The organism is Fulvivirga sp. M361, assembly GCF_007097395.1.
GTDB lineage: Bacteria > Bacteroidota > Bacteroidia > Cytophagales > Cyclobacteriaceae > Fulvivirga.
The window spans coordinates 43,992-68,678 of record NZ_VKDC01000011.1; the positions used below are offsets into that span (position 1 = coordinate 43,992).

22 protein-coding genes are annotated in these 24,687 nt (G+C 39.8%); 10 read left to right on the forward strand and 12 right to left on the reverse strand.

The features are described from left to right. The first annotated feature begins 105 nt into the window (after positions 1-105). The 4 genes from fmt to FNH22_RS14285 all read left to right on the forward strand — a co-directional run bounded on the left by fmt (position 106) and on the right by FNH22_RS14285 (position 4,194). A complete protein-coding gene (gene fmt, locus FNH22_RS14270; protein ID WP_143399081.1) occupies positions 106-1,029 on the forward strand; it encodes a methionyl-tRNA formyltransferase in 924 nt (307 codons plus the stop codon). Positions 1,030-1,148: 119 nt separating this feature from the next. Then, positions 1,149-1,571, forward strand: coding sequence for a BLUF domain-containing protein (locus FNH22_RS14275; protein ID WP_143399082.1), 423 nt, complete (start codon positions 1,149-1,151; stop codon positions 1,569-1,571). A gap of 257 nt (positions 1,572-1,828) precedes the next feature. Continuing rightward, positions 1,829-3,211, forward strand: a complete 1,383-nt coding sequence (locus FNH22_RS14280; RefSeq protein ID WP_143399083.1) for a hypothetical protein — start codon at positions 1,829-1,831, stop codon at positions 3,209-3,211. A gap of 473 nt (positions 3,212-3,684) precedes the next feature. Next, positions 3,685-4,194, forward strand: coding sequence for a dihydrofolate reductase (locus FNH22_RS14285; protein WP_185154230.1), 510 nt, complete (start codon positions 3,685-3,687; stop codon positions 4,192-4,194). Between the two features lie 62 nt (positions 4,195-4,256). On the opposite strand, the gene cutA is transcribed toward FNH22_RS14285, so the two are convergent. The 7 genes from cutA to FNH22_RS14320 all read right to left on the reverse strand — a co-directional run bounded on the left by cutA (position 4,257) and on the right by FNH22_RS14320 (position 12,327). After that, positions 4,257-4,571, reverse strand: a complete 315-nt coding sequence (gene cutA / locus FNH22_RS14290; protein WP_143399084.1) for a divalent cation tolerance protein CutA — start codon at positions 4,569-4,571, stop codon at positions 4,257-4,259. 5 nt (positions 4,572-4,576) lie between these two features. Further along, the gene (locus FNH22_RS14295) at positions 4,577-5,116 is read right to left on the reverse strand and encodes a sigma-70 family RNA polymerase sigma factor (protein WP_143399085.1); all 540 of its coding nucleotides are present in this window, start codon (positions 5,114-5,116) and stop codon (positions 4,577-4,579) included. Between the two features lie 424 nt (positions 5,117-5,540). Beyond that, positions 5,541-6,977: a TolC family protein gene (locus FNH22_RS14300; protein ID WP_143399086.1), complete on the reverse strand. Its 1,437-nt coding sequence runs from the start codon at positions 6,975-6,977 to the stop codon at positions 5,541-5,543. Continuing rightward, positions 6,974-8,326: an HlyD family secretion protein gene (locus tag FNH22_RS14305; protein ID WP_143399087.1), complete on the reverse strand. Its 1,353-nt coding sequence runs from the start codon at positions 8,324-8,326 to the stop codon at positions 6,974-6,976. The genes FNH22_RS14300 and FNH22_RS14305 overlap by 4 nt, the downstream gene beginning before the upstream one ends. A 5-nt stretch (positions 8,327-8,331) precedes the next feature. Next, the gene (locus FNH22_RS14310; protein ID WP_143399088.1) at positions 8,332-10,506 is read right to left on the reverse strand and encodes a peptidase domain-containing ABC transporter; all 2,175 of its coding nucleotides are present in this window, start codon (positions 10,504-10,506) and stop codon (positions 8,332-8,334) included. Between the two features lie 17 nt (positions 10,507-10,523). Then, positions 10,524-11,201, reverse strand: a complete 678-nt coding sequence (locus FNH22_RS14315; protein ID WP_185154231.1) for a TetR/AcrR family transcriptional regulator — start codon at positions 11,199-11,201, stop codon at positions 10,524-10,526. A gap of 175 nt (positions 11,202-11,376) precedes the next feature. Continuing rightward, positions 11,377-12,327, reverse strand: a complete 951-nt coding sequence (locus tag FNH22_RS14320; protein WP_143399089.1) for a universal stress protein — start codon at positions 12,325-12,327, stop codon at positions 11,377-11,379. A 78-nt stretch (positions 12,328-12,405) separates the two neighbouring features. Here FNH22_RS14320 and FNH22_RS14325 point away from each other — a divergent pair, with 78 nt between their 5' ends. Beyond that, positions 12,406-13,371, forward strand: a complete 966-nt coding sequence (locus tag FNH22_RS14325; RefSeq protein ID WP_143399090.1) for a sodium-dependent bicarbonate transport family permease — start codon at positions 12,406-12,408, stop codon at positions 13,369-13,371. Between the two features lie 7 nt (positions 13,372-13,378). After that, positions 13,379-13,672 (forward strand): transcriptional regulator, encoded by a 294-nt coding sequence (locus FNH22_RS14330; protein WP_143399091.1) that lies wholly within the window; start codon positions 13,379-13,381, stop codon positions 13,670-13,672. Between the two features lie 4 nt (positions 13,673-13,676). Here FNH22_RS14330 and FNH22_RS14335 read toward each other — a convergent pair whose 3' ends face one another. From FNH22_RS14335 to FNH22_RS14355, 5 genes are all read right to left on the reverse strand, one after another. Continuing rightward, on the reverse strand, positions 13,677-13,901 hold the full coding sequence (locus FNH22_RS14335) for a hypothetical protein (RefSeq protein ID WP_143399092.1): 225 nt from the start codon (positions 13,899-13,901) through the stop codon (positions 13,677-13,679). 18 nt (positions 13,902-13,919) lie between these two features. After that, complete coding sequence (locus tag FNH22_RS14340; protein WP_143399093.1) at positions 13,920-14,246, reverse strand: tetratricopeptide repeat protein; 327 nt, start codon at positions 14,244-14,246, stop codon at positions 13,920-13,922. Between the two features lie 377 nt (positions 14,247-14,623). Beyond that, positions 14,624-14,932, reverse strand: a complete 309-nt coding sequence (locus FNH22_RS14345) for a hypothetical protein (RefSeq protein WP_143399094.1) — start codon at positions 14,930-14,932, stop codon at positions 14,624-14,626. 148 nt (positions 14,933-15,080) lie between these two features. Then, positions 15,081-15,959: a YitT family protein gene (locus FNH22_RS14350; protein WP_143399095.1), complete on the reverse strand. Its 879-nt coding sequence runs from the start codon at positions 15,957-15,959 to the stop codon at positions 15,081-15,083. A gap of 67 nt (positions 15,960-16,026) precedes the next feature. Further along, positions 16,027-17,538 (reverse strand): NADP-dependent isocitrate dehydrogenase, encoded by a 1,512-nt coding sequence (locus FNH22_RS14355; protein WP_143399096.1) that lies wholly within the window; start codon positions 17,536-17,538, stop codon positions 16,027-16,029. A gap of 291 nt (positions 17,539-17,829) precedes the next feature. Here FNH22_RS14355 and FNH22_RS14360 point away from each other — a divergent pair, with 291 nt between their 5' ends. From FNH22_RS14360 to FNH22_RS14375, 4 genes are all read left to right on the forward strand, one after another. After that, positions 17,830-18,426 carry an RNA polymerase sigma factor gene (locus tag FNH22_RS14360; protein WP_143399097.1) on the forward strand — a complete coding sequence of 199 codons (597 nt, stop codon included), beginning with the start codon at positions 17,830-17,832 and terminating at the stop codon, positions 18,424-18,426. A 99-nt stretch (positions 18,427-18,525) separates the two neighbouring features. Further along, entirely contained in the window at positions 18,526-19,551 is a 1,026-nt protein-coding gene (locus tag FNH22_RS14365; RefSeq protein ID WP_143399098.1) for a FecR family protein, read from the forward strand. A 51-nt stretch (positions 19,552-19,602) separates the two neighbouring features. Continuing rightward, positions 19,603-23,262, forward strand: a complete 3,660-nt coding sequence (locus FNH22_RS14370) for a SusC/RagA family TonB-linked outer membrane protein (protein ID WP_221420277.1) — start codon at positions 19,603-19,605, stop codon at positions 23,260-23,262. A 19-nt stretch (positions 23,263-23,281) separates the two neighbouring features. Beyond that, a complete protein-coding gene (locus FNH22_RS14375) occupies positions 23,282-24,682 on the forward strand; it encodes a SusD/RagB family nutrient-binding outer membrane lipoprotein (protein ID WP_143399099.1) in 1,401 nt (466 codons plus the stop codon). Positions 24,683-24,687: the final 5 nt, after the last annotated feature.

Consider the following 24,687-nt stretch of genomic DNA (forward strand, 5'->3'; position numbering starts at 1 on the left):
ACATACAATTTTTCCTTTGCATCAGCAAAACTTGGCTCTACTCCTGATTAAAAGTCTTTCCGATTGCTTTAATTTCACGTACGAACTAAAACCTGACAACATCTAATGAATGAACTGCGGATAATTTTTATGGGCACCCCGGACTTTGCAGTTCCAAGCCTGGATATTCTGGTGGAAAACGGCTTCAACATAGTAGCTGTTATCACAGCGCCGGACAAACCTAAAGGGCGAGGACAAAAGTTGGCTTCATCACCCGTAAAAGAATCTGCCGTAAGTCATAACATTCCCGTTTTACAACCCACTAATTTAAAAGATCCGGCTTTTCTGGAAGAGCTCAGAGATTATGGAGCTAACCTCCAAATAGTAGTAGCTTTCCGAATGCTACCTGAGGTTGTTTGGAACATGCCGAAAATTGGAACTTTTAATCTTCATGCCTCGCTCCTACCGCAGTACAGGGGTGCCGCACCTATCCATTGGGCCATTATTAACGGAGAAAAAGAAACTGGTGTTACCACGTTTTTCTTAAAACATGAAATAGATACCGGTAAGATCATTTTCCAGGAAAAAGAGCCGATCCACCCTGATGATACAGTAGGCAGTCTATATCAAAGGCTCATGGAGAAAGGTGGCCGACTTGTTTTGAAAACTGTTCAGGCCATAGCAAAAAATGATTATCCTCAAGTGGATCAGGTGGAATCTAATACACTCTTCAGGGCGCCCAAGATCTTCCGGGAAACATGTGAGATTAATTGGCACCAGCCAGCAACAAAGGTATATGATTTTATTCGTGGCCTTTCTCCCTATCCGGGTGCATGGACAGAGGTAAATGGAAAAGTGACAAAGCTGTTCAGGGTTAAATTGGCAGAGAATGACCAACTCCCTGATTTGCAACCTGGAGATTTTCTTGCTGACAACAAGAAAACACTTTATTTCAAGACCTCTGACCACCTGTTGGAAGTTATGGAATTACAATTGGCCGGTAAGAAACGAATGACCACTGAAGAATTATTAAGAGGGTCAACGTTATAAAAGTAGTCTCCATCATCTCTACATAAGTGCGACCATAGTCTTTGACAATTAATTTGTATTGTCGACTACTTGTCTTAACTTACTTATTCTGCTATTGGTCAGAATATTAAAGCTCAGAGATGACTGGATTATATCAACTTATTTATTCAAGTATTCGAACCCCCAGTTGCACTGATGCTGAGATTGAAGATATTTTAAGATCCTGCAAAAGAAATAATTCTAAAGAGGAGATCACCGGTATTCTTCTACATTCGAGGAATAGATTCATTCAATACATAGAAGGAACAAGTGAAATATCTAAGCTGTACGAAAAAATAAAATTAGATGATCGCCACTTTAATGTTACACTCTTAGCCTATAGCCCAATAGAAAAACGAATTTTCCCGAGCTGGCAAATGGGGTTCAAGGACATCGATAAGTTAGGGTTTTACACATCCATTACAGAGAAAGACAAAATTGTTTTTAACAACATGATCAAGGGTGATATGCCGGAAATAGGTATAGGTATTTCTCTCCTGAAAAAATTCTTCGAAAAAGCTTAACAAGAGCACAAAACAGATATTGCCATACTTATTTTAACAGAAGAGATCCATATCTTTTTTATTTTTTTTCAAGGTTTATCCAGTCTTTAAAAATTGATTTTACTCTCTGATAATGAGTTATTTACACATAAATACTCTGTATAAAGCACTGAACTTTGATAGTCCTTTTAATAATTCCCGATGCCACTGAGGCAACCCATTTCCATGTATCCTCGTGTTGTGATGGATTGAAATTAAATGAAATAATACTAAGCATTATGAAACACAACCTAAGCACTACCCTAACACGTGCAATTTTATTCCTTTTTAGCATGACAGCTCTGCTTTCAGTTCAAAGCTGTGGAGACGACGACGATTCAGTCCCGGAAGGATCTGCAAATATTCGATTGGTGAAAGTAGACCCTTCAGAGGATAAGTTTTATGTGAAAAACTTTGGTACTGTTGCCAAAGATATCAGCGACTATTGGATATGCAACTTAAAAAGCTATGAGCAGTTAAGTAACTTATCATCAGAAGACCTCACATTAGACCCGGATGAAATGATCGCAATAGACCGTTCTTTCGACAATAATACTTCTGACGTAGGTCTTTATAATGACAATACTTTTACTTCTGCTACCGCGCTCATCGATTTCATGCAGTATGGAGCAGACCTGGGTACTGATGGCAGGGTAAATGTAGCTGTTGAAAAGGGCATCTGGACAGCAGGTGAATTTGTAGAAGGTGCAGCGCTTTACGATTACACCGGTAATGGCACACAAAACGGAGCCAACTTTTGGACAGGTACCGGCACGCTTGGTACACCTAACGTCAGGTTGATCAAAGTAGATGCGGGTGCAGATCAGATCACATTGAAAAACTTTGGCGACGCACCTCAGGACCTTACGGATATATTTCTATGTAATCGGTTTAGCTATGAAAAGATCAGTGCACTATCTACGGCTGATCTAACACTAGACCCTGACGAAACAATAGTGATCGACAGAACCTTAGACGATACGTCTTCAGATGTAGGACTGTATAGTACAAATTCATTTACTTCAGCCGAAGCTATGATGGACTTCATGCAGTATGGCGAAGATGTAGCAGCCGGCGGTAGAGCAAGTGTAGCGATAGAAAAAGGCATATGGACGGCAGGTGAATTTGTAGAAAACGGAACTCCTTACGACTATACAGGCGATGGTAGTCAAAATGGAGCCAGCTCGTGGACCAATACAATTACTCCTAATGTGCGTTTATTTAAAGTAGATGCCAATACAGATCAAATTACGTTGAAAAACTTTGGCAATGGACCACTGGACCTTACAGACATATGGCTTTGTAACAGGTTTTCCTATTCCAAAATCAGTGACCTATCCAGTGCAGACTTAATACTTGATCCTGATGAAACGATTGTAATTGACAGAACGTTGGATGATACATCCTCAGACGTAGGACTCTACAGTACAAACTCATTTACTTCAGCCGAGGCCATGATGGACTTCATGCAGTATGGTGAAGATGTAGCAGCCGGCGGTAGAGTAAGTGTAGCGATAGAAAAAGGTATCTGGGCAGCAGGTGAATTTGTAGCCGCTGGAACTCCTTATGACTATATAGGGAATGGCAATCAAAATGGAGCCGGCCAATGGCAAGGAGAATAAAATTGTAGAACTGATCACATCTTGTTCCAATACAGCTGTTGATTTGTGAAATAATCAAAAAAGGCCTCTCAAGTTTGCGAGGCCTTTTTTGACTGATTGTCACGTGCTAAAACAAGTTGACACAAAATCGACTTATTGATAAAACATGGAAAACGGAGTATGCCAGCAGCTGAGTAGGAGTACGTAACAGGACTACCATTTATACTACTAAATTTAGTATGCAGCTCAGAAAATGCCCATGGAGAATGAGATCCATAAAAGATTCTATGACTCGATAGCCCCTCTATGTGCCTTGAGGCTCATTTACATTTTAGACTAAACAACAGATCAAAATCATTCTTAAAATAAAACAGGAGTAAGTTCTCAAATGACAACATATGAAGTAAGAGTGACTCAAGGATGAAAATAAAAGAGATAGCAGATGTCATTACTTAATGTATAAGAATTAGTTCATTTTCACTTAGCTTTATCTCATGAAGGTATCTATGATTGCCGCAGTAGCAGAAAACAACGTCATTGGAAAAGATAATGACCTTGTTTGGAATTTACCCGACGATATGAAGTTTTTTATGCGTAAGACCACAGGTCACCATGTAATTATGGGAAGGAAAAACTTTGAGTCTATTCCGGAAAAATTCAGACCGTTACCAAATCGTACTAATATCATTGTTACAAGAAACCAAACATACGACGGAGGGGATGCCTTAATCGTCGGCTCCATTCAGGAAGCGTTGGAAATAGCCAAAAAGAATGAAGAAACGGAGGCTTTCATTATTGGGGGAGGCCAAATTTATGAAATGGGCCTCCCTTTATCGGATATTATGTATATCACTGAAATAAAGGCTTCCTTTACAGGAGATACTTTTTATCCTGTATACCCCTCGTCGGAATGGAAAGAGCGTGAACGTATTCCTCATGAAGTAGATGAACGACACGCATATCCCTTTGATTTTGTTACTTATGACAGAACGTCTTATAAATAAAAATGCAGGAGTAAATATTACCTCTGCATTTTTATTTATACGTCATTAAAAGTGGGTATTACCTATACAGTAATAACTCCTTCCCGTAGAACATCCTGGTAAAAGTGATTAATCTGAGTAATAGGCATTGAGAAGATGTTAGGTTGCTTTGTACCCATTAATTCTGAAACGCGTTTTTCTATGCTGGAGTACAGAAGCGCCTTCGTCTTAATTAGTAAAATCGTCTCAGAAGTATCCTGAACTTCATTGTCCATCCACCTCAATGTCTGAATTCTGGGGATAACATTAGCACTATTTGTAATACGTTCCTGAATAAGTACACGACCAATACTCCTTGCCTCTGCAGCATCTTTGGTAATGAGATAGATCAATACCATAACACTTAATTGTTGCGCCCATAGAACCCTGAATCCATCAAAGATTTACGCATTAACATTCTGGCCCGATGTATCCGGGTTTTTACCGTACACAAAGGAATATCCAATACCTTTGAAATTTCTTCATACTTCAGCCCCTCAAAATCCCTCAAAAAAATGGCCCACTTGAATTCTTCTTTTAGCGCATTAAATGCGTTCATAACCTCGTCACTAAAGGTATTCCGAAAAACATCCGGCTTCACAGGTGTTTCATAATAGTTAATATCATTATTCTCATCCGTCATCTCCACAAACGGTCCTTTTTGCTTTCTTCTATAATTATTAACAAACAGGTTATACATCATTTTAAACAACCATGACCTTGCGTTGGTACCGGGTTCATAATAGTTTTGATATCTAAAAGCCCGTAGAAAAGTATCTTGTACCAGGTCCTGGGCGTCTTCCTCATTATTAGCAAGTTTTACAGCAAAATGAAACATAGCATCTGTATGCTGTAAAAATTCTTCTAGATGTTGCTCGTTTGGAGATGAAGTTAATGTATGCATAGCCAAATATTTTACATGATAGTAATACTATTATTTTTAAACGCAATATACTGAAAAAAGTTATGAAGTGTTTCAAACTAACGTGCTATACTTTTAATTTTGATGATAGAAGGAAGAAGGCCGTGTTTTAATAAGGTTTTCTATCACTTATCCGGTTATCGAAAAAGGTCTAATCACTTAAAAAAACAGCCAATAGCTATCACTTGATAGATTTATATTTCTAAGAGTTTGTACCGGCCGGCAGGATAAACCATAGCGATTGATACTCGCTCAGATTATCGCAGCTTCTTTCAGGGATAGTGTAGTATAAAAGTTCTTCTCAGACTTTTGAAATGACTTTGTGAGTCAAGTAAAGGAAGCATCGTTTTTGACGGGTATTGGATTGGATACTAATTTAGATGGTTTTCAGGCAGAAAAGCCAAAATCACTGCTCCACCAATAATCCAAGATTAACCACGCCAGCTGCCCAATAAAGATTGGCGATGTTTTTATAATAAGTAGCGCGAAGTTTGAACAATTTGGACTGTGCAGCAATCAATTTTTCAATCTGGACATTGATCTTGAAAAGATCACTTTCTCCATTTTGCAGGTTAAGCCGTTCAGCAGCCAAAATAAGTTGATAATTATTGGCCATTTCCTCTTGTTGTATCAACATATCACCGGTATTTACAAGAGAATTAAACTGCCCATTGATATTGTTAATGATCTGACGCTCTGCAAAATCCCGTTGAAAGTTGTTCTCTATTAATTTCAGTTTGGTCTGATTAAGTTTGGCTCGTTCTTTCCTCAAAAAAATAGGAAATGAAAAATCCACTCCTACTTTTAAATTCTCCGTTAAGGTAATATCATTACGGTCTCCCTGAGCGTTGAATGGCTGGTCCAGTAGAACATAGTTCAAATCCAACTGTGGCTTGAGGTTTTCCCTTGCCAGATCTCTGTCTACCATCAATGACCTGTTCTTAATATCCAATTTGCGTATTTCCGGATGATTTTCTCGCGCCATTTCTACCAGTTCATTTAAAAACGCATCTTCAAACGTAAGCGTAGGCAATTGTTCCGGCCTCACATTATCTGCAAGTTCAAGCGGTGCACCATCGGCATTCCACAAGTTATTGGATAGTGTCAGGGCTGCTTTAATACGATCAATATTCGCCTGCTGATAATCGATCATCCTGGTTTGAAGCGTAATTTTAGCCTGGATCGTATCGATAGCAGCTGTTTCTCCATAATCAAAAGCTAATTTGGTACGGTCAAAGATATCCTGGGCCACACCAATACTTTGCTGCATCAGCAGGTAGTTATTGTAGGCGAAATACCACTCCCAATAATCTTTAGCAGCTGTCAGCAGTATTTTGTTCATCTCCTTGATCTGCTCTGCCTCAGCCATATCCTGAAAAAGCCGGGCCTGCTTTACTGTAGCTCTTCGCTGATCGATAAAAAGGCCTTTACCTACCGGAATAGATACTCCGGCAAATACCTGCTGATTATTTGTTTTATCAGAAATCTCATTCTCATCACTCACAAAGTCACCAGTAGCTCTTTCTACCCCTACTTGGGGATCAATGGGAAACCAAACGGGGATCTTCAACCCAACTTTAAGACGGTTATAATACTCTATTTCTGACAAATCCTTATAATCCCATGAACCTTCCAGCTTTGGATCAAAACCACCACGTGCCAGTCTGACTTCTTGCATGGCCTGGTCCGTTAATAGCTCCGCCTGCTTAACTACCGGATGATTATTCAGAACTAATGCATAGAAATCATCAAACTTAAGTACCGTGATACTGTCTGACTCTGTTTGTGCGAATAGGTGAAAAGAAATACAGCAGCAAAACAATATGCCTATCAGTCTTCTCATTTTGCCTTGCTCTTCTTGTTTTCTTTACCAGCTTTGTCTGACGAGGGTTCCTCATACAAACTAGGTGGAAAGCCATTCAATTGTCGCCATATTTCATACCATATAGGCACATTATCAAGCATTACCCAGCCCTTTGTACCTGAACCAAGCCTAAGTTGTTCCGGCCATTGTTCATCATCAGGATCAGGAGTAACCAATATACGAAATTCATTTCCCTGGGTATTGAAATAATCTATGACCTGTACCACTCCACCAAAAGTACCTACTGAAACGCTGGGCCATCCGGAAAACTGCAAAGCAGGCCATCCATCAAATTCAATTCTTACTTTTCGACCAATAGATAACAAAGGGACATCCATGGCCTTAACATACATTTCTACCGCTACATCCGGGTCAGCGGGCATAATGGTCACTACAGCTTCCCCTTCTTTTATTGTCTCTCCTATCCCCGCTTGCATTGCCCTAACCACAAAGCCCGATTGTGGAGCTATTACCTGGTATTGCTTGTTTCTGATCTGCATGTTGGCATATTCGTTTTTAAGCTTGGCTAAAGAAGCTTCCGCATCAAAAAGTTCCGAAAGTGTAGCGTTAAGATCGGATTGGGCCTTGCTGATCTTATCCTGATATTCCGCCTGTACTCCTGCAAGGTTTACACGAGAATTAACAAGTTCTGCTTTAGCTTCCAGGTATTTATTTTCTGAAGAAACGACTTTCATTCGTGACTCCTGGTACTTGGATTCTATATCCTGAAATTTGGTTAAAGCTATATTGCCAGCGTCATATAAAGTCTTATTACGTTCGTATTGATTGCTAAAGTTATTGAATCGAACTTTCTCCGCAAGGTAGTCAACACTATCAGAAATAAGTTTAAAACCTGTCTGTGCCAGTTTATTCTGGGCTTGTTCATACTTCACGGTGAGGCCGTCGTTTAATGCTTTTATCTGGTTCTTAAGTGCATCAACCTTGGCTTGCTTCGAAATAATACTATTTGCTTTCGCCTCTAACTGCTCTTCAAGGCGGATCAGGAGGTCAGGGTCAAAATATTTATCCTTTATCTCACTAAGTGTCAGAATAGTATCATTGATACTAACAAACTCACCTTCGCGAACTTTCCAGCTCTCTATACGCCCTGCTATGGCAGATTCTACAGATTGTGGCCTGTTACTGGGTGTAAAGGCGGTAACGTTGCCTACACCTTGAATGTTCTGCTGCCATGGTACAAATAATACAATGAAAAAAATTGCTCCGATTCCTAAAAGTACACGTGCTAACCTACGCCCGGCACTGGGCGTTTTCAATGTTTTTAAAGTGTAGAGCTCTTTACTTGTTAGTTCTTCTCTGACTTCCATGACAATCAGTTAATAATGTTGTTTAACTCGCCGGACTTAACCAGTCCTTCAAAAGACCCTTCACTTTTTATGAGCCCTTTTTCCATTAGTACAACGCGGTCACAAGCGGCCATAATCACCGGGTCATTTGAGACCACAAGCAACGTCCAGGGATGTTCTGGCCTCGTGAGCATGTTTATCAAGTTTAAACGTTCTGATTTTAGAAAATCGTTAAAAAAATCATTCAATATTAACAAATTAGGGCGCTTGGCAAGACAGCGCGCTAAGATAATTTTATTTACCAAACTATTAGATAGTCCTTTACCACCACTCACCATCATAGTATCCAGCCCCTCAGGCATCGCATTAATGTCATCAGCGATACCCACCGTATTGATTGCCCAAATGGCATCAGCTGCCTGTGCATGAGGCTTAGCTAATAGTATATTTTCAATAATACTCCCTTCGAAAATGTCTTCCTGCGAAACGTTCTTTCCTATCTTATCCCGAAGGTTAGTCAGATCCAGATCCCGCAATGAAAAGCCGTCCATGGTAATGATCCCCTGGTAATTCGTATTCAGTCCTGCTATGGTATTCATAAGCACGGTTTTACCAGAGCCTCCACCTCCGGCAATACAAATATGCTCCCCACCTTCTATCGTAAGATCGATCCCTTTCAAAGCCTGTTGTGACTTGTCCGGGAACTTATATTTCAAATCCTTCATCTGAATACCAAAACCACGATACAACATTGCTTTCGGCATGTCCATTCCTCCGCTTTTTTCTAGTGGCAGATCAGTTACATGTGATATTTTATCCACTGCAGTAAGCATGTCATAAATGACATCCATATACATAATTATCTTTTCTACAGAACTGAGTGTGAGGATAATAATCACCTCTGATGCAACAAACTGGCCCAATGTTATTTCACGTTGAATCACCAGGATAGTGCCAATGATCAACAAACCTCCGGTAACTAATGCCTTAAACAGCAGAATAAACGAATACTGACTAATCAGTACTCCGAAATGTACTTTCCTGTTTTTTAAATAGTTGTTTACATTGTAATCCGTCTTTCGAATGGGTAGTGCCGTATTACCGGATAATTTAAAAGAGTTAATGGTACGTGCGAGCTCTTCCAACCAATAAACTACTTTATACTTAAATTTAGATTCTTTTATAGAGGAATTCAGACCGCGGGGTCCGGTATAGTAAAAAATCAGTGTTAATGCTATCAAAAGGATTAAACTAAAGAACACAAAGAATGGATGATAAAATGATAGCAATATCAATCCAAATAATATCTGGATAACACCCGCAGATAAATCAATTAAAAGCTTAGGCAGTCCTTTTTGTATGGTCAGCACATCAAAAAACCTGTTCATCAGTTCAGGTGCATGGTAGTTTAACAAGGCTTCAGCCTTAATTCTGGGTACACGAAAAGCGAATTCAAAGGCTGCTTTGGTAAACACTCGCCGTTGTAGATATTCCACCAGGGTAATCTGCATGACCTGCAAACCTCCCGTAGCCAATACACCTACAATTACCAGCCCTATCAAAACATATACAGAGCTGAATACCACGCCTCCTGAAATAAGAGATACTGTAGCCTGGATACCCAAGGGCAACGTAAGACTAATAAGTCCTATAAGCACAGCATACACATACACATAAAAAATGTCCTTCTTTTCCTCAGAAAGCAACCTGATCAGACGTTGTACCGGGTTCAATTTCTTTTGCTCTTCCCCGTCGTCAGGATCATCGCTGACCAGGCTTTTGTAAGAAAATACGCCTAAAAACGACACCTTACCCATCTCTTCGTATAGAGAAGGGAAATAATCGTCAGAGCACTCCTTAACTCGAGTATCATTTTCCAAAAGTTGGAGTACCTGGGTTTTCCCTTTCTTTTTGAAGAAAAGAACTGGTATCCTATCCCCTTCTGTTTCCTCAAAAGCAACCAGTGGAATCTCCACTCCCTGGATAAAGGCTCGAAACTCTTCTCTTTCAAGGCTATTATCAAGATAAATGATACGCTGTTTATTCGCTGCCTCTATCAGGTCTCTCTTAAACTCAGCAATTTCATCCATCGCATACTCACGGGGCGATGAATCAATTTCAGTCAAAGTAAGCCCGTCAAAGTCCTGCTCAAGCATATACGCAGATTCCCTGATAATCTGTATGATCTGATTACTATTCATGATATGAAAAGAAGGAGTTAGGCGTGTATAGCGTTAAAAACGAGCTGTTTCAGGAAGTCTTCATTCTGTTTGTAGATATCTCCGTTGCTTTTTTTAAAATTACTAAGTGAAGGTAGGTGCTCAGCATAAAACAACTGTTGGTGACCTGTCTGCAAAGCCGTAGTTACTAAAGAATGTGGATACTCGAAATCAGGGTTAATCTCCAAAATGTATGAAGCTATCTTTCCACATAGTGATTTAAAGCCTCTGAACAGCCCCTCCTTATTATCTTCATCCACTTGCTTAGTCAGGTAGGTTTTATCTGATTCTGCAATAACAATTCTGTAAAGTGCCTCTTCATCTATTTGAGGAAATGATGCATCCTTCTCCTTTTTCTCCGCAATGATCCTTATGGCTATTTCTAACCTTCTCTTCGGATCATCTATGTTTTGAGTACCAAAGTCTATCCGATATTCGATCCAATTCCAGTACCAGGCGATAAGATAAACCAGTAATCGGTGTTTATTTTCAAAATAACGGTAAATAGATGCTTCCGTAGAATCGATCCTTTGCGCTAATTTTTTGAAAGTAAATTTTTCAAAACCTAATTCGTCAATCATCATGATGCTGTCCTGCACGATTTTCCTGCCCAGTTCAGTCTCTTGTGGATCCCTTAAAAAGAGATTCTCTTTCAGCAACAACTGTAAAATTGCCATGTGCCCGTTTGATTATTAAAGATACTAACCTATTTAAAAGTATTACTATCAATTATGATATTCAAATAACGTACCAATGTTCAAAAAGTTTAACCCTGATACATTTAATTTCATTTCTGGTAATAGATCATAATATCTCTCAGTAATTAAAATGTAATGTATTTAACAGAGCTCTTTAAAATTTTTGCCCCAATAATACCTTTAATAATCCATTGTTCTCTCCCTTTTTCTTCAATACCAATAAAAAATGATGGTATGCTTTGAAATATACATGTTCAAAAACACTACCAATGAGTGTCGCTAAACCTGCCGACTTCCCTTTGGCTCCAATAATTACCATATCTACTTTATTATTTTCTACCCAGTCATTTATAGCATGACTCACTTCTTTGCTATGATCTATACTGGCAATATGGGGCACTACTTCTACTGACAAGTTGGCATTCTCCAGGTATTCATCCAACTGATGCCTGGCATACTGGTCCAGTTTGTTGTTGATAGCTGCTCTTTTTTCTAAAATGCCGTCTATTTCATGTTTCGTTTCAAAAACCTGCCCCAGGTATTTAGTGGCATCCTGGTACACATGTAAAGTATGTAACTTACACTCTCGATATTTTTCGGCTATAGCCTGGCTCATATCCAGTGCCAACTGTGAATAACTGGAAAAATCAACAGGTACCAAAGTAGCATGAATTGAGTTAATCACTTCTTCAGGCACTATCAAAAGGCTGCAAGGTGCCTTTCGGGCCATTTTCTTCACAACACTGCTTGGCATCTCCTTTTGCTTTTTTCCCAATAAAAAAAGGTCAGCATTCACATCCGAAGCATATCTCAATAATTCGGTTACAACATTACCTTCCTTTACGCAAACCTTTTTTTGTATATCCGCTTTGAAATTCGCACTCAACCATTCTTCTATCCTGGATTGATAATGGTTTAATTCAGGAAGGTGTAAATCCGGAATGTCATCCAATACCTCTTGAGGGATATCCGGTTGATTGGTTATGTATACAAAGTGAATGATATCGGGCTTAAATTGCTTTGCCAGCTGTTCAATATTTTTTAAGATAAATGTATCTGTCAGGGACATATCAACCCCCACTACCCATGTTTTGAAAAAATCCATTGCCTAAAAATAATAGTATTACTATGAAATTATATAGATAAACAATCATAAGTTTGTAATGTTTCACATATCTATATCATGAGCTCTGATATTATACTAAACAATTTACTAAATCCGGCCGTACTTTTCTTCTTTCTAGGTTTAATAGCCGTTTTCATAAAATCAGACCTGGAAGTACCACAACCTATTCCTAAGTTCTTATCACTATATCTTTTGCTTTCTATAGGGTTAAAAGGAGGTATAGAACTATCTCATAGTGGTATTAATGCCCATGTCCTTACTACATTAGGTATAGCCGTACTGACATCATTTGTTATTCCCGTGTATACTTTCTTTATCCTTAAAAAACGGGTAAACATCTATGATGCAGGGGCTATAGCAGCCACATATGGATCCATAAGTGCTGTTACCTTTATTACAGCCACAGCTTTCTTAAAAGATTTGGATGTAAGCTATGGAGGGCATATGGTGGCGGCCATGGCCCTCATGGAATCTCCGGCCATTATTGTCGGTGTACTTTTGATCAATATTTATACTAATGGTGGTCAGCAAAAAATGGGATATGGCAGTATCCTGAAAGAAGCATTGACAAATGGTTCAGTAGTATTAATATTAGGCAGTTTGATCATCGGCATATTAGGAGGAAGTAAGACTGCAACCGCCCTTGAGCCTTTTACAGGAGGTATTTTCAAAGGAATGTTAGCATTTTTTCTTCTGGACATGGGTTTGTTGGCAGGTAAAAGAATACGAGCACTACGATCGGCCGGGAGTTTTTTAATTGTATTCAGCCTTATGATACCCATTTTTAATGCAGCCGTGGGAATTGCTCTCTGCACTCTTTTCCACATTAATACCGGAGATGCATTATTGCTGGTGGTATTACTTGCCAGTGCATCCTACATTGCAGTACCCGCAGCCATAAGGTTAACCGTGCCAGAGGCCAATCCCGGCCTTTATGTGCCTATGTCATTAGCCATTACATTTCCGTTTAATATTATTATAGGTATCCCTACTTATTATTATATCATCAATTGGTTAAATTAAAGGAAAGATGAAGCATTTAAAACGAGTAGAAATCGTCACAGGAGCTCTTGAAGCTCCTAAAGTGGTCCAAATATTGGATGAATATAACATCACTGGGTATACCATGATTAAAAATGTAGAAGGCCGTGGTGACAAAGGCATTCAGGATGGTCAAGGGCTACACAACGCGTTTCAAAACATTTATTTAATGGTAGCCTGTTCAGAAGACGAAGTGAAATCTTTCACTGAACCGCTCAGGGCACTATTGAAAAAATCAGGAGGTGTATGTTTGGTGAGTGATGCCGAATGGCTGATACACTAAAACATCAGGATACTTGTAATGAATGTCCGTCCGGATAAACCATGATAACACTTTCTGCACAGTACTGGTTTTTAAGTTTTGTTGCATACGAGATAGCGTCATTGGCTTTATCAAATACGCTGAATTGTTTCCTTATGTTGAAGAGTTCTACCGCCTCTATTCTTGGTCTTACCAGAATAACTACACAAGTCTCAGGCTTAGGGTCTCCTTCAATTACAATCCAGGTCATAGAAATTTGATAAACACATCATTCCGTATTTTCAGGTATTTTTTGCACACCATTTTTTTTCAGAAAGATCTTTACAAACTCGGGATCTAATTCCAGCGCCCTCTTGTAATCATTTACAGCTTCCTGATACTTATCTGCCACCATGAAAGCACGGGCACGATGCATATATGCTTTTGGTGAAAGTGGTTCTTCTTCTATAGCTCGGGTAAAGAAGAAAATGGCTTGCTGAAAATCTCTCTGGGACATAAGTGCTTCTCCATGACGAACGAAATCATTACCTGATGCCATGAATGAACAACTGAGAGAAAAGAGTAGAAAGACGGAGGTATATCTGAGAGTGCGCATAACTATTTATTATGATAGTATTACTATAAATACGTAAAAAGATAGTCATTGGTTGCAGTTTAGAGCGCCTTTCTCCATGCTCTACTCCAAGTATAAAAGAAGTAACAGATAAGCGATTATACTATTGCAATTAGTATAATTATCATTAACCGCAATTGAAAACATGTACGGGAAAAAGGCTTACAATTCAGAGATAAGAAATGCAAACTAAATCAATATTTGCTTCTGAAGATTATGCAAGACGGCTATTCAGACAGTAAACGCTACTCTAACGAAATTAGGGTTCTGACTTATAAGGTAATTACCTGGTTCTCCCCCTATATCAGCCCGCTTAAAAAGCGAAGTAATTAAATAATCAACACCACAAAGTGAGATAATTATTTTATCACCTCGATCTCTATGGTACCGTTAATTTTTAGTTGCGCACCTTGTTCCCCCAACGTTGCTAATAGCTCCTTTAAAGAATCATTAACATTTTTCAACTCCACGATGCGCTGTCTTGAATGTGATACATCGCCGCTATTCTTCTCCTGGATGCAAAACATTTCAAAACTATGATAGTTGATCTTATCTTTGATAAGGGCTTTGAGTACCTTACCAGCGTCTTTAGCGGAAAACATTCCTTCTACCAGTTTAAAATCATACTTATTTTCCTTTTCATGAAAGGTCAGTGTTGTATCAGTCATTTCTGCGATTATGTTTAAATGCTTTACATTACTAATTAATAGCATTACTATCATTGAACACGCTAATTCATAAAAAGTTGCAATAACCTGTATTTTTTTTTGATTTGCTGATGATAACCCAATACACTTATTTATCACAATACATCATCTAGTGAGGTACCTTTCGCTTCTTTAACATCCCTCCTTTCACATCTCGCACACCATGTATTACGACGAAAGCTGCAGGGTCCGTATCATCCACAATACGGTTAATTTTCAACAATTCCAGCCTGGTAACTACAGTATATAATACATCTATCTTTTCCTGGCCTTCACTATTTTGACCATATCCTCCCCTGCCATTTAATACGGTCACACCTGTATTCATTTCTTCGAGAATGATTTGTTTTATTTCATCGCTTTGCGTGGAAATTATGGTTAGCCCGAGGTATTCTTCGATACCTTGAATAATAAAATCCATGGTTTTAGAAGCCACGAAATAGGTTAAGATAGAATATAAAGCGAGTTCTACACTCAATAACCAGGCAGCCACACCAAATATCACCAGGTTGATCAATATAATAATATCACCCATAGAAACATTCAATAATCTGCTAAAGTACAACGCTAATATCTCTGTTCCATCGATTACACAGCCTCCCCGTACGCTTAACCCAATACCCGCTCCCAGGAAAAACCCGCCAAATACAGCAGCCAGCAGAGTATCTTCCGTAATAATGGGAAATTCTAACAGCGCCAGCACTACAGACAGCAATACTACCGCTAATGTTGTTTTAAGTACGAACTTCCTGCTCATCTGAAGGTAGCCTATGATAATGAAAGGTATGTTCACTACCAGGATTACATAAGAAATGTCTAAAATCGTGGTTTCAGCAATAAGGAGTGATATACCTGTTGCTCCACCATCAATGAAATTATTTGGTAAAAGAAATCCTTTTAACCCAAATGCAGCAGAAAATACTCCAGCCAATACCCAAAGTATTTCTACTACAGCACGACCCACCGAGGTGTTTTTATGATCATTCATAATAAAAAAACCAGGCCAAAAGCCTGGTTCTGTAATAAGTTAAGTATAGTTCATCTGCTAACGAAAATTACTCCCCTTGCCCTAAGGAAAACCCTATGCGATCGCCGAATTTATATAAGTTTTCGGTTTTGATGACATCAAAGCCACCTGCATTTAACTTCGATAAGAGCGCCACTATATCTTCGTAGTTGACTTCCTCATACTTGGTGGGTTTACTGGTCAAGTCCGATGTTGTGCATACAAAACGACATCTCCAATGATCTGTGCAGAACGTTTCCGGTAGTCCATCGGGGTAAACCTTAACCCCACGGTTAGTAATCATTTTCAATTTCATTCGATACGCATTCAACGCTTCCAATGACTTTCCAAGTTTATTAGCATCATTTTCCGGCCAATCAAGGAAAACATCTACCCCAACTAGTTTCTTAGTAGTGGCTTTTCGTTTAAACTCAGGAATTTCCATTTTCCCTGTACCTTCTATCAACCTGCTGGGTTTCAAATGCTCAGGCTCCATGCCCAATCGCGCTATGACTTCATCAGCAAAATCCTCAGTGGATACCTTTTTCTTACTTTCTTGTGTAAAAATATCTTGTGTATGATAGCCTGACTCAATAGTAGCAAGCCATGCATTTTTAACTTTATCAGCCACATCTGACTGACCTATATGTGCCAACATCATAACAGCCCCATTGAGCAATCCTGACGGGTTAGCCACATTCATACCGGCTATATCAGGCGCTGATCCATGAATAGCTTCAAACATGGCTATATCTTTTCCAATATTTGCGGACCCGGCCATTCCTACCGAGCCAACCATTTCGGCAGCTACATCAGATACAATGTCACCGTACAAATTAGAAGTTACCACCACATCATAATCTGCAGGCCGGGTTGCCAGACGAGCGGTAGCAATATCAATGATCTGAACATCTTTTTCAATAGCAGGATACAGCTCGCCAATTTCGTCAAATACCTTGTGGAAAAGACCATCGGTAAGCTTCATGATATTGTCTTTAAGCATACAAGTAACCTTCTTACGACCATAGGCCTTAGCATACTCAAAAGCATAACGCACTATTTTTTCACAACCTGGTCTTGTAATAAGTTTTAAGCATTGTACTACATCCTGTGTTTGTTGATGTTCGATCCCCGCATACAGGTCTTCCTCATTTTCACGGATAACCACTACATCCATGGTAGGGAAATAGGTCTGCACGTAAGGGGATAAAGACATGACGGGTCTTACGTTGGCAAAAAGCCCCAGCGACTTACGCATGGTAACATTTAAACTTTTATACCCCTTTCCCTGAGGTGTAGTAATAGGGCTTTTCAGAATAATTTTATTCTTCCTGATCACATCCCAGGACTCCGGTGTAATACCAGATGAATTACCGGAAAGATAAACTGCTTCACCTACATCAATAAAAGTAGGTTCAATGCGCGCCCCTGCAGCGTCTAATATGCGAAGCGTAGCGTCCATAATTTCGGGCCCAATGCCATCGCCTTTGGCAACGGCAATCTTCACGGCCTCCTTTTCATTCAGCTCAAAAGAATTAGACTCAAGTGAAAGGCTTTTCATAAGTTCTACATTTATATTTAATAGTATTACTATCAAAGAACAAACCAACACCCCGGAAGTTCAGATTTTACATAATTTATTTATCATGGGGAATACTTATTCAATACACTCAACTTCAAACCAAGAATAATTATACCTCCATCAAGAATTATAAAGAATACGTATGTGTTTGAAGCTTAAACTATTTTATGATTCCCCCAAAATGATTAACATGGGCCTTTCTTTAAAGGGTAAAGCCTGTAAAAGAATGTCTTACATGAATAAAACACAGCCTCTTTGACAGGTTAATAAATGACTGAAAAACAATTATGGCAACGATTTAAAGAAGGGAGTGAAGAAGCCTTTTCCAACATATATCACACCCATTACAATGTATTATATAATTATTTAAACAAAATAGGCAGGGATGAAAATTTGAGCAACGACTGCATCCAGGACTTGTTTTTCAAACTCTGGCGTGACCGAGAGAAATTAGGAGATATACAGTCTATTAAGTTTTACCTTCTTACCTCAGCCAGAAGAGCTATTCTCAAAAAAATTAAAAAGGAAAGGGCGTTTGATAAAAAAATCAAAGCAGCAGGATACCACGAAACGGACATCACATTTGCACAGGAAGAACTATTGATCCATGATGAAGAAGCAGCTGAGCTCAAGAAGAAAATAGCCGACTTGCTAAATTCGTTGCCCAAAAGACAAAAGGAGGCCATTTACCTTAAATATTACGAAGGCCTCTCTTACGATGAAGTAGCTGAATTGATGGAAGTCAATTATCAATCGGTCGTAAACCTCATTTATAAAGCTTTCCAAACATTCAAGAAGCATGACTTATTACAGTCTCTAAAACATTGGTGCATCTTTCTTTTACTGCGTCATCTTTTTCAACAGTAAAATTTATTCAGAAAAAATTTAGGGGAGAAGAGTATAGAACACAGCCATGTGTCTCTTCCATAGTAGGCAACAACCAAATAGTATTGAAATCAACGTAAAATGAAAACGCCAGAAGAATTAATATCGGATAGTTCTTTTCAGAACTGGGTGCACAAAACGCATCGTGGAGACCAGGAGTTTTGGGAAAGGTGGGTACAAGACCACCCTGAACAAAAGGACCAGGTAGAGATTGCCATTGCAATGATCCGTGGGATCAATTTCAAAAAAGACGCCGGCCTCTCTAAAGAGGAAGTTAGTGCTCGATTTGCTGAACTCAATACCTCTATCGAAAATAGAGCAACAAAACACATTACTTCAATAAGCTGGAAAACACTGTACAGAGCAGCTGCCATCTTCATTGGAGTAGCAGCAATAGGGTTAGCACTCTGGAACAGTGCTATTTTCAGTAATCAAAAAGAACATCGCACTGACTTTGGTGAGATAGCATCAGTTACATTACCAGATGGTTCCGAAGTATTATTAAATGGAAATTCAACACTTATTCACAGCAAAAGTTGGAGTGAGAACGAACCAAGAGAAGTATGGTTAAAAGGGGAGGCTTTTTTCAATGTAAATAAGCAATTAAAAAAAGATAAAGATGGAAACCCTGTCTCCTTTGTAAAATTCATCGTCCACGCATCAGATTTAAACGTGCAGGTAATTGGTACTGAGTTCAATGTAAGGGACCGGCGAGGAGAAACGTATGTAGTATTGAATTCAGGAGAAGTAGAATTAATTAAAGCAATTACAACGGACACTTCCGTGATATCTATGGTTCCCGGAGAAATGGTAAAAACGATCAAAGGTTTTGCATCTTTTGAAAAGAAAAAGGTGGACCCCGAAAAGTACATTTCCTGGACAGGGAATAAATTGATATTTGACGCCACCCCTCTGGATGAGATCATACTCATTCTGGAGGATACTTATGGGTTCAAAACACACCTTAAAGATGCTTCGCTGACAGACAAAAAACTTACTGGTGAATTATCAGTAGAAAGCGCAGATGACCTCATTAATGCACTTTCAATTGCTTTAAGTATAAAAATCACAAGAAAAGACAAAGAACTGGTTATGGATAACTATTAATTATCCAAGCCAAGCAGTTCGTCTATTACAATTAATGAAAGGTATAAGCCTATGAAAACACTGTACAAACTAAAGATCTTTTTGACCTTAATCAACCTATTTTGCTTGCATATGCTGACGCAGGCTACAAGTGCTCTGCCCCTGGCCCAAAATGTAAACTTATCCAATGAATACCTGGTAAGTAACCAAGGCGCCGTACCATTAATAGAGGCCCTGGAACAAATCAAAAAAACGCGAAACGTAGACTTTCTTTATGAACAGCATAACCTGAAAGATAAGTACATCATACCAGTAGAGGACAAAAGCAAGCGTAGTATTGAAAACCTACTCAAAGAGGCCCTGGGAACATTTGGTCTGATGATTAAAAAAGTAAAAAAGAATACCTATGCCATTGTTCCACGATCTGAAAAGAAAACACTGAGAAAGATCAAAGCAAGGGCATACAATCAAGGGGGACTTTCAATAGACCATGCAATAGCCAGTACCAAAACAAAAGCCGGCATGCTGGAATCCTTATCTCCTGTAAAAATAATACTCCAGGATAAGGTAGTAACAGGCACAGTCACCTCACAGGAGGATGGGATACCACTTCCTGGCGTAAACGTACTAGTGAAAGGTACAGCATTGGGAACAATTACGGATATTGACGGAAGTTACAGTATTTCAGTTCCAAACACAGCCAACGTTTTAATCTTCTCATACATTGGTTATTCACGTGAAGAAGTAAACATAGAAGGTAAAAGTGTAATAAATATCGCTATGATAACTGATGTTCAACAACTTTCAGAAATAGTGGTGACCGCTTTAGGCTTTGAAGAAGAAAAAGATCGACTTGGTTATACCTCGTCTAAAGTAGAAGGCCCACAGCTTGTGAAGTCCGGTGAAGGCAATGTTATTAACGGTATGGCAGGGAAAGCATCCGGAGTACGTATTACACGCAGTGCAGGCGATCCCGGAGCCGGATCTCATATACAGATAAGGGGCGCCAGCACTATTGACAGGGGTATCCAACCTTTAATTGTTGTAGATGGCATCCCCATAAGCAATGCTTCAGGCTCCGGTACTGGCGGAGTACTTCAGCAATCACGATTGAATGACATTAACCCTGATGATATAGCACGTATGGACGTGTTGAAAGGATCATCTGCCGCTGCACTTTGGGGTACACGTGCCGCAAACGGAGTAATTATTATTACCACAAAAAAGGGACAGGCCAAGGATAAAGTAGATATTGCTTTCCGGTCTACTTTTTCGGTAGATAAAATATTAGACCGACATGATCTGCAAACTACTTTTGGCCAGGGAAGTAATGGTTCATTTGTTCAGGATGATCGTCGGTCATGGGGAGACAAGATCTCTGACCGTGAAGGCGGTGACGACCTGGTAGATGAATTCGGGCCATCTTTTGTAGCCCAGGATGGCACTGAGTATTATAACATTATACAAAAACGATCTCGCAATATTTTTACAGAATCTAATTATGATGCTGTTTTTCAAGACGGACATTATTGGGATAATTCCCTGAGTATAAGTGGAGGAGATGAGAAATCAAACTTCTTCTTCAGCCTGAGCGATTTTGAACAACAAGGCGTAGTAAGAAACAACAGTGATTATCGTCGAAGCACACTTCGATTAAATGCAGAGCGGCGCTTTAATGATGTAGTCAAAATCAGATCCAACACTACTTACATCAGAACGCAGTCCAATCGCATAAGAAGAGGTAACAGCAGCAGTGGATTACTGATACCTCTTCTAAGAACTCCACCCGATTTTGACAATTCTGATTTCATTGGTGATTACTTTGCTTTTCCAGGCGCCTCACCCGTCAGGGATCGTCAAAGGGCTAACAGGAATCCCATTGGTGCAAGTAGTAACCCTCGTACTAACAACCCGTTATGGTCTATCAATCGACAAATTAATGAAGCAAATGTAAACCGTATCATTACCAGCGCCCAGATCAATATCACTCCCACCAAGTGGTTAGACATTGTATTACGTGGCGGTGTAGACAGCTTTACAGAACGCAGAACAGGGTTTTTCTTCCCCTCCTCAGCAGGAACGGATAACTCGACTGGTGCATTTAATGATGAAATCAGACAGGACCTGGAATTTAATACGGATGCTATGGTTATTGTAAAGCCTAAGTTAAATAAAGCTTTTTCGACAGAAATACTAACCGGTTTTAACCTCAACAATCGTCGATTTTTCGATGCCGGAGGTGGAATTAACAACTTCATCCTGCCTATCGAATTAAGAGATTTCTCCAATGCCCAGGTAGAAAATACTACTTTGTCTGATTTTGAGAACATTAATCGAACAGCAGCCTGGTACAATTCTGTTAATGTTGATTATAAGGGCCTGCTTTTTGTAAGTTTAACAGGACGTTTTGAATCTGCCTCCACCTTCGGAGAGGAAGCCGACAATAGTTTTTTCTATCCATCTGCAACGGTCGCCTGGCAACTATCTCAACTTCCTGCTTTGAGGGGTTCCCGAATCTTCAGTTTTGCGAAAATGCGTATGGCCTACGCCGAAGTAGGTGTTCAACCCCGTAGTTTTAGAACGACCAGTGTGTATGTAGCGCCAAACTATTCAGATCCTTTTGGCGGTAACCTTAACAGTTCGACCTTTGGAAACGGCGTTTTCGTGCCTAGCTCCACCATCGGTAACGCAGAATTAAAACCTGAAAGAAAAAGAGAAATAGAGCTGGGAACAGACCTCCGTTTTTTCGATCATAAGTTAAAGGCCAGCGTTACACATTACCGAAATAAGATCAGTGACATATTATTTAATGTTGAAATACCAAGATCTGCCGGGTATGATCAGATCTATGATAACGCCGGTAATATGGAGAACAGGGGCTGGGAAGTGGAATTAAGCTATGATATAATTAATAAACAAAATTTTAGCTGGTCAGCAGGAGTTTTATGGGACCGCAACAGGAATGAGGTAACTTCTTTGATAGGAGGCACAGAAACTATAAACCTGGGTGGACTCGGGGGTGTATCATCCCGGGCGGTAGAAGGCTTTCAACATGGTGTACTGTGGGGAGCCCGATGGGCACGTAATGATGATGGATCAATTCGATTGGATGAAAACGGATTTCCTCAAGTTGCAGCCACTGACGGTGTTATAGGTGACCCTAACCCGGATTGGAGAGGAAGTGCATTTACCAATATATCATTCAAAGGTTTTACATTGAATGTGTTGTTTGAAACCTTCCAGGGAGCCGACATAGCCGCTGGCACAAGAGGCGTTTTACAAGATCATGGATTAACTCTTAACACCGCTAATGAATCTGTGGCTCCCCGGGACTTACTCACATTTAGTGGTGGTGTTATCCCAGCCGGAGCCTCTTTTAGAGGGAATATTGAGAACTTTGGAGCTGGGGATGTAGCATTAACCGAAAGCTGGTATAAAGGTTCAGGTGGTTTTTTTAATGGATCTTTTGAACAATTTATAGAAGATGGATCATGGACCAGATTAAGGGAAATTTCATTGAGTTATACGTTGAGCTCTGAAAAATTCCGTAAGCTCACTAAGCTCCAATCCATAGAACTTTCAGCAACGGGTCGGAACCTGGTTATATGGTCCGCCTTCAAAGGAAATGATCCTGACACAAACCTGACGGGAGTATCCAGTGCACGTGGCATTGACTACTTTAATACTCCGGGGACACGTTCCTATATCTTTACCCTTAAAATCAAGTATTAATCTCATAGTTGGACCTATTATGAAGAAATTTACACTATTTATTGTTCTGTTTTATGGAGCACTCACAGCCTGCGATTCGCTGGTTGACGGACTGAATGATGATCCCAATCGTCCTACGGAAGCTCCCTCAGATAATATATTGACAGGAACAGAAGTAGCACTAATTCAGGCATTGGAAGGTGACCTTGCCCGCCGATGTGGAATGTGGTGCGGTTATTTCGTGGGAGAAGCTCAGCAATATGAGGGTTTTTACAATTACCTGCCCACCGCCGGTGATTTTAATGCAAATTGGGAAGATATTTATGCCAATGTTGTCAGAAATTCCAGGGTAACCGCACAAGTAGCGGAAAGTGAAGGCAATACAGGCATTATTACAGGTATCAGCAATATACTCTACGCTTTGGGTATAGGCACTTCTACATCTTTATGGGGAAAAGTACCTTTCTCGGAAGCAGGTGATTTTGATAATTTCCCAACACCATCCTATGAAGAGCAACTTGACATTTATGGAGGTCTACAAAACCTGTTGGACCTGGCGATCATTCAACTGGCTTCCGGCACAGGTCGGCCCGCAGCAGGAGCAGATATCTTTTTCGATGGTGACCCTGAGCAATGGACACAGGTGGCTTATACTTTGAAAGCAAGATTTTTCATGGAAATTAAAGATTATCAAAACGCATACGATGCTGCATTAATGGGAATAAATGATCCGGACAATAGTATGCAGGCAACTCATAACACTTCTCAAGGAACGGAAAACCTGTATCACCAGTTTCTGATAGGTAATCGGGGAAATGACCTTAGCGCCAGCAATACCCGGCTCGTTGAGCTGTTAAACCCTGCATCTCCGGAATATCGTGGCAATACCAAAACGAATGAAACCGAACGTTTTAATTTTCTTCTGGCAGTATCTGGCAGCAATACAGTGCTTAACTCAGGTGGAATTTTCGCAATCGACCAGTTGTTTCCCATTGTATCTTACCAGGAAAACATCCTGACATTGGCTGAAGCAGGTACAAGGGCAAAAAGTTTTGATACAGGTTTAGGTCACCTGAACGAATTCAGAAGTTTTATGGCCAATGGAGGATATATCAATAACGGCCCACTGGATTATGATCCTTACGACGCATCAGATTTTAGTGTATCAGGCATAGAAAACGCAACAGGTGTACTTTCTGTAGAAGATGCTCTCTTAAAAGAAGTGATTGAAGAACGATATATCACTTTTTTCGGTCAGATCAATGGTTATATAGATGTCAGAAGGACATTGGATGAAAACGAGGTTAACGTTCAGGTTTCTCCGAATACCGGAGACAGGTTCCCCCATAGATTTCTATATCCGCAAACTGAAGTGGACCAAAATCCCAACACTCCTGATCCAATCCCCAATATCTTCACTGTTACACCAATAAGTCAGTAGCACAT

Coding starts and splice junctions, on each gene's coding strand:
- FNH22_RS14370 (WP_221420277.1), top strand. CDS start 19,603: ATGAAAACACTGTACAAACTAAAGATCTTTTTGACCTTAATCAACCTA.
- FNH22_RS14315 (WP_185154231.1), bottom strand. CDS start 11,201: ATGGCAATTTTACAGTTGTTGCTGAAAGAGAATCTCTTTTTAAGGGAT.
- FNH22_RS14365 (WP_143399098.1), top strand. CDS start 18,526: ATGAAAACGCCAGAAGAATTAATATCGGATAGTTCTTTTCAGAACTGG.
- FNH22_RS14295 (WP_143399085.1), bottom strand. CDS start 5,116: ATGCATACATTAACTTCATCTCCAAACGAGCAACATCTAGAAGAATTT.
- FNH22_RS14350 (WP_143399095.1), bottom strand. CDS start 15,959: ATGAATGATCATAAAAACACCTCGGTGGGTCGTGCTGTAGTAGAAATA.
- cutA (WP_143399084.1), bottom strand. CDS start 4,571: ATGGTATTGATCTATCTCATTACCAAAGATGCTGCAGAGGCAAGGAGT.
- FNH22_RS14280 (WP_143399083.1), top strand. CDS start 1,829: ATGAAACACAACCTAAGCACTACCCTAACACGTGCAATTTTATTCCTT.
- FNH22_RS14340 (WP_143399093.1), bottom strand. CDS start 14,246: ATGCGCACTCTCAGATATACCTCCGTCTTTCTACTCTTTTCTCTCAGT.
- FNH22_RS14335 (WP_143399092.1), bottom strand. CDS start 13,901: ATGACCTGGATTGTAATTGAAGGAGACCCTAAGCCTGAGACTTGTGTA.
- FNH22_RS14310 (WP_143399088.1), bottom strand. CDS start 10,506: ATGAATAGTAATCAGATCATACAGATTATCAGGGAATCTGCGTATATG.
- FNH22_RS14300 (WP_143399086.1), bottom strand. CDS start 6,977: ATGAGAAGACTGATAGGCATATTGTTTTGCTGCTGTATTTCTTTTCAC.
- fmt (WP_143399081.1), top strand. CDS start 106: ATGAATGAACTGCGGATAATTTTTATGGGCACCCCGGACTTTGCAGTT.
- FNH22_RS14375 (WP_143399099.1), top strand. CDS start 23,282: ATGAAGAAATTTACACTATTTATTGTTCTGTTTTATGGAGCACTCACA.
- FNH22_RS14360 (WP_143399097.1), top strand. CDS start 17,830: ATGACTGAAAAACAATTATGGCAACGATTTAAAGAAGGGAGTGAAGAA.
- FNH22_RS14345 (WP_143399094.1), bottom strand. CDS start 14,932: ATGACTGATACAACACTGACCTTTCATGAAAAGGAAAATAAGTATGAT.
- FNH22_RS14325 (WP_143399090.1), top strand. CDS start 12,406: ATGAGCTCTGATATTATACTAAACAATTTACTAAATCCGGCCGTACTT.
- FNH22_RS14320 (WP_143399089.1), bottom strand. CDS start 12,327: ATGGATTTTTTCAAAACATGGGTAGTGGGGGTTGATATGTCCCTGACA.
- FNH22_RS14305 (WP_143399087.1), bottom strand. CDS start 8,326: ATGGAAGTCAGAGAAGAACTAACAAGTAAAGAGCTCTACACTTTAAAA.
- FNH22_RS14285 (WP_185154230.1), top strand. CDS start 3,685: ATGAAGGTATCTATGATTGCCGCAGTAGCAGAAAACAACGTCATTGGA.
- FNH22_RS14330 (WP_143399091.1), top strand. CDS start 13,379: ATGAAGCATTTAAAACGAGTAGAAATCGTCACAGGAGCTCTTGAAGCT.
- FNH22_RS14355 (WP_143399096.1), bottom strand. CDS start 17,538: ATGAAAAGCCTTTCACTTGAGTCTAATTCTTTTGAGCTGAATGAAAAG.
- FNH22_RS14275 (WP_143399082.1), top strand. CDS start 1,149: ATGACTGGATTATATCAACTTATTTATTCAAGTATTCGAACCCCCAGT.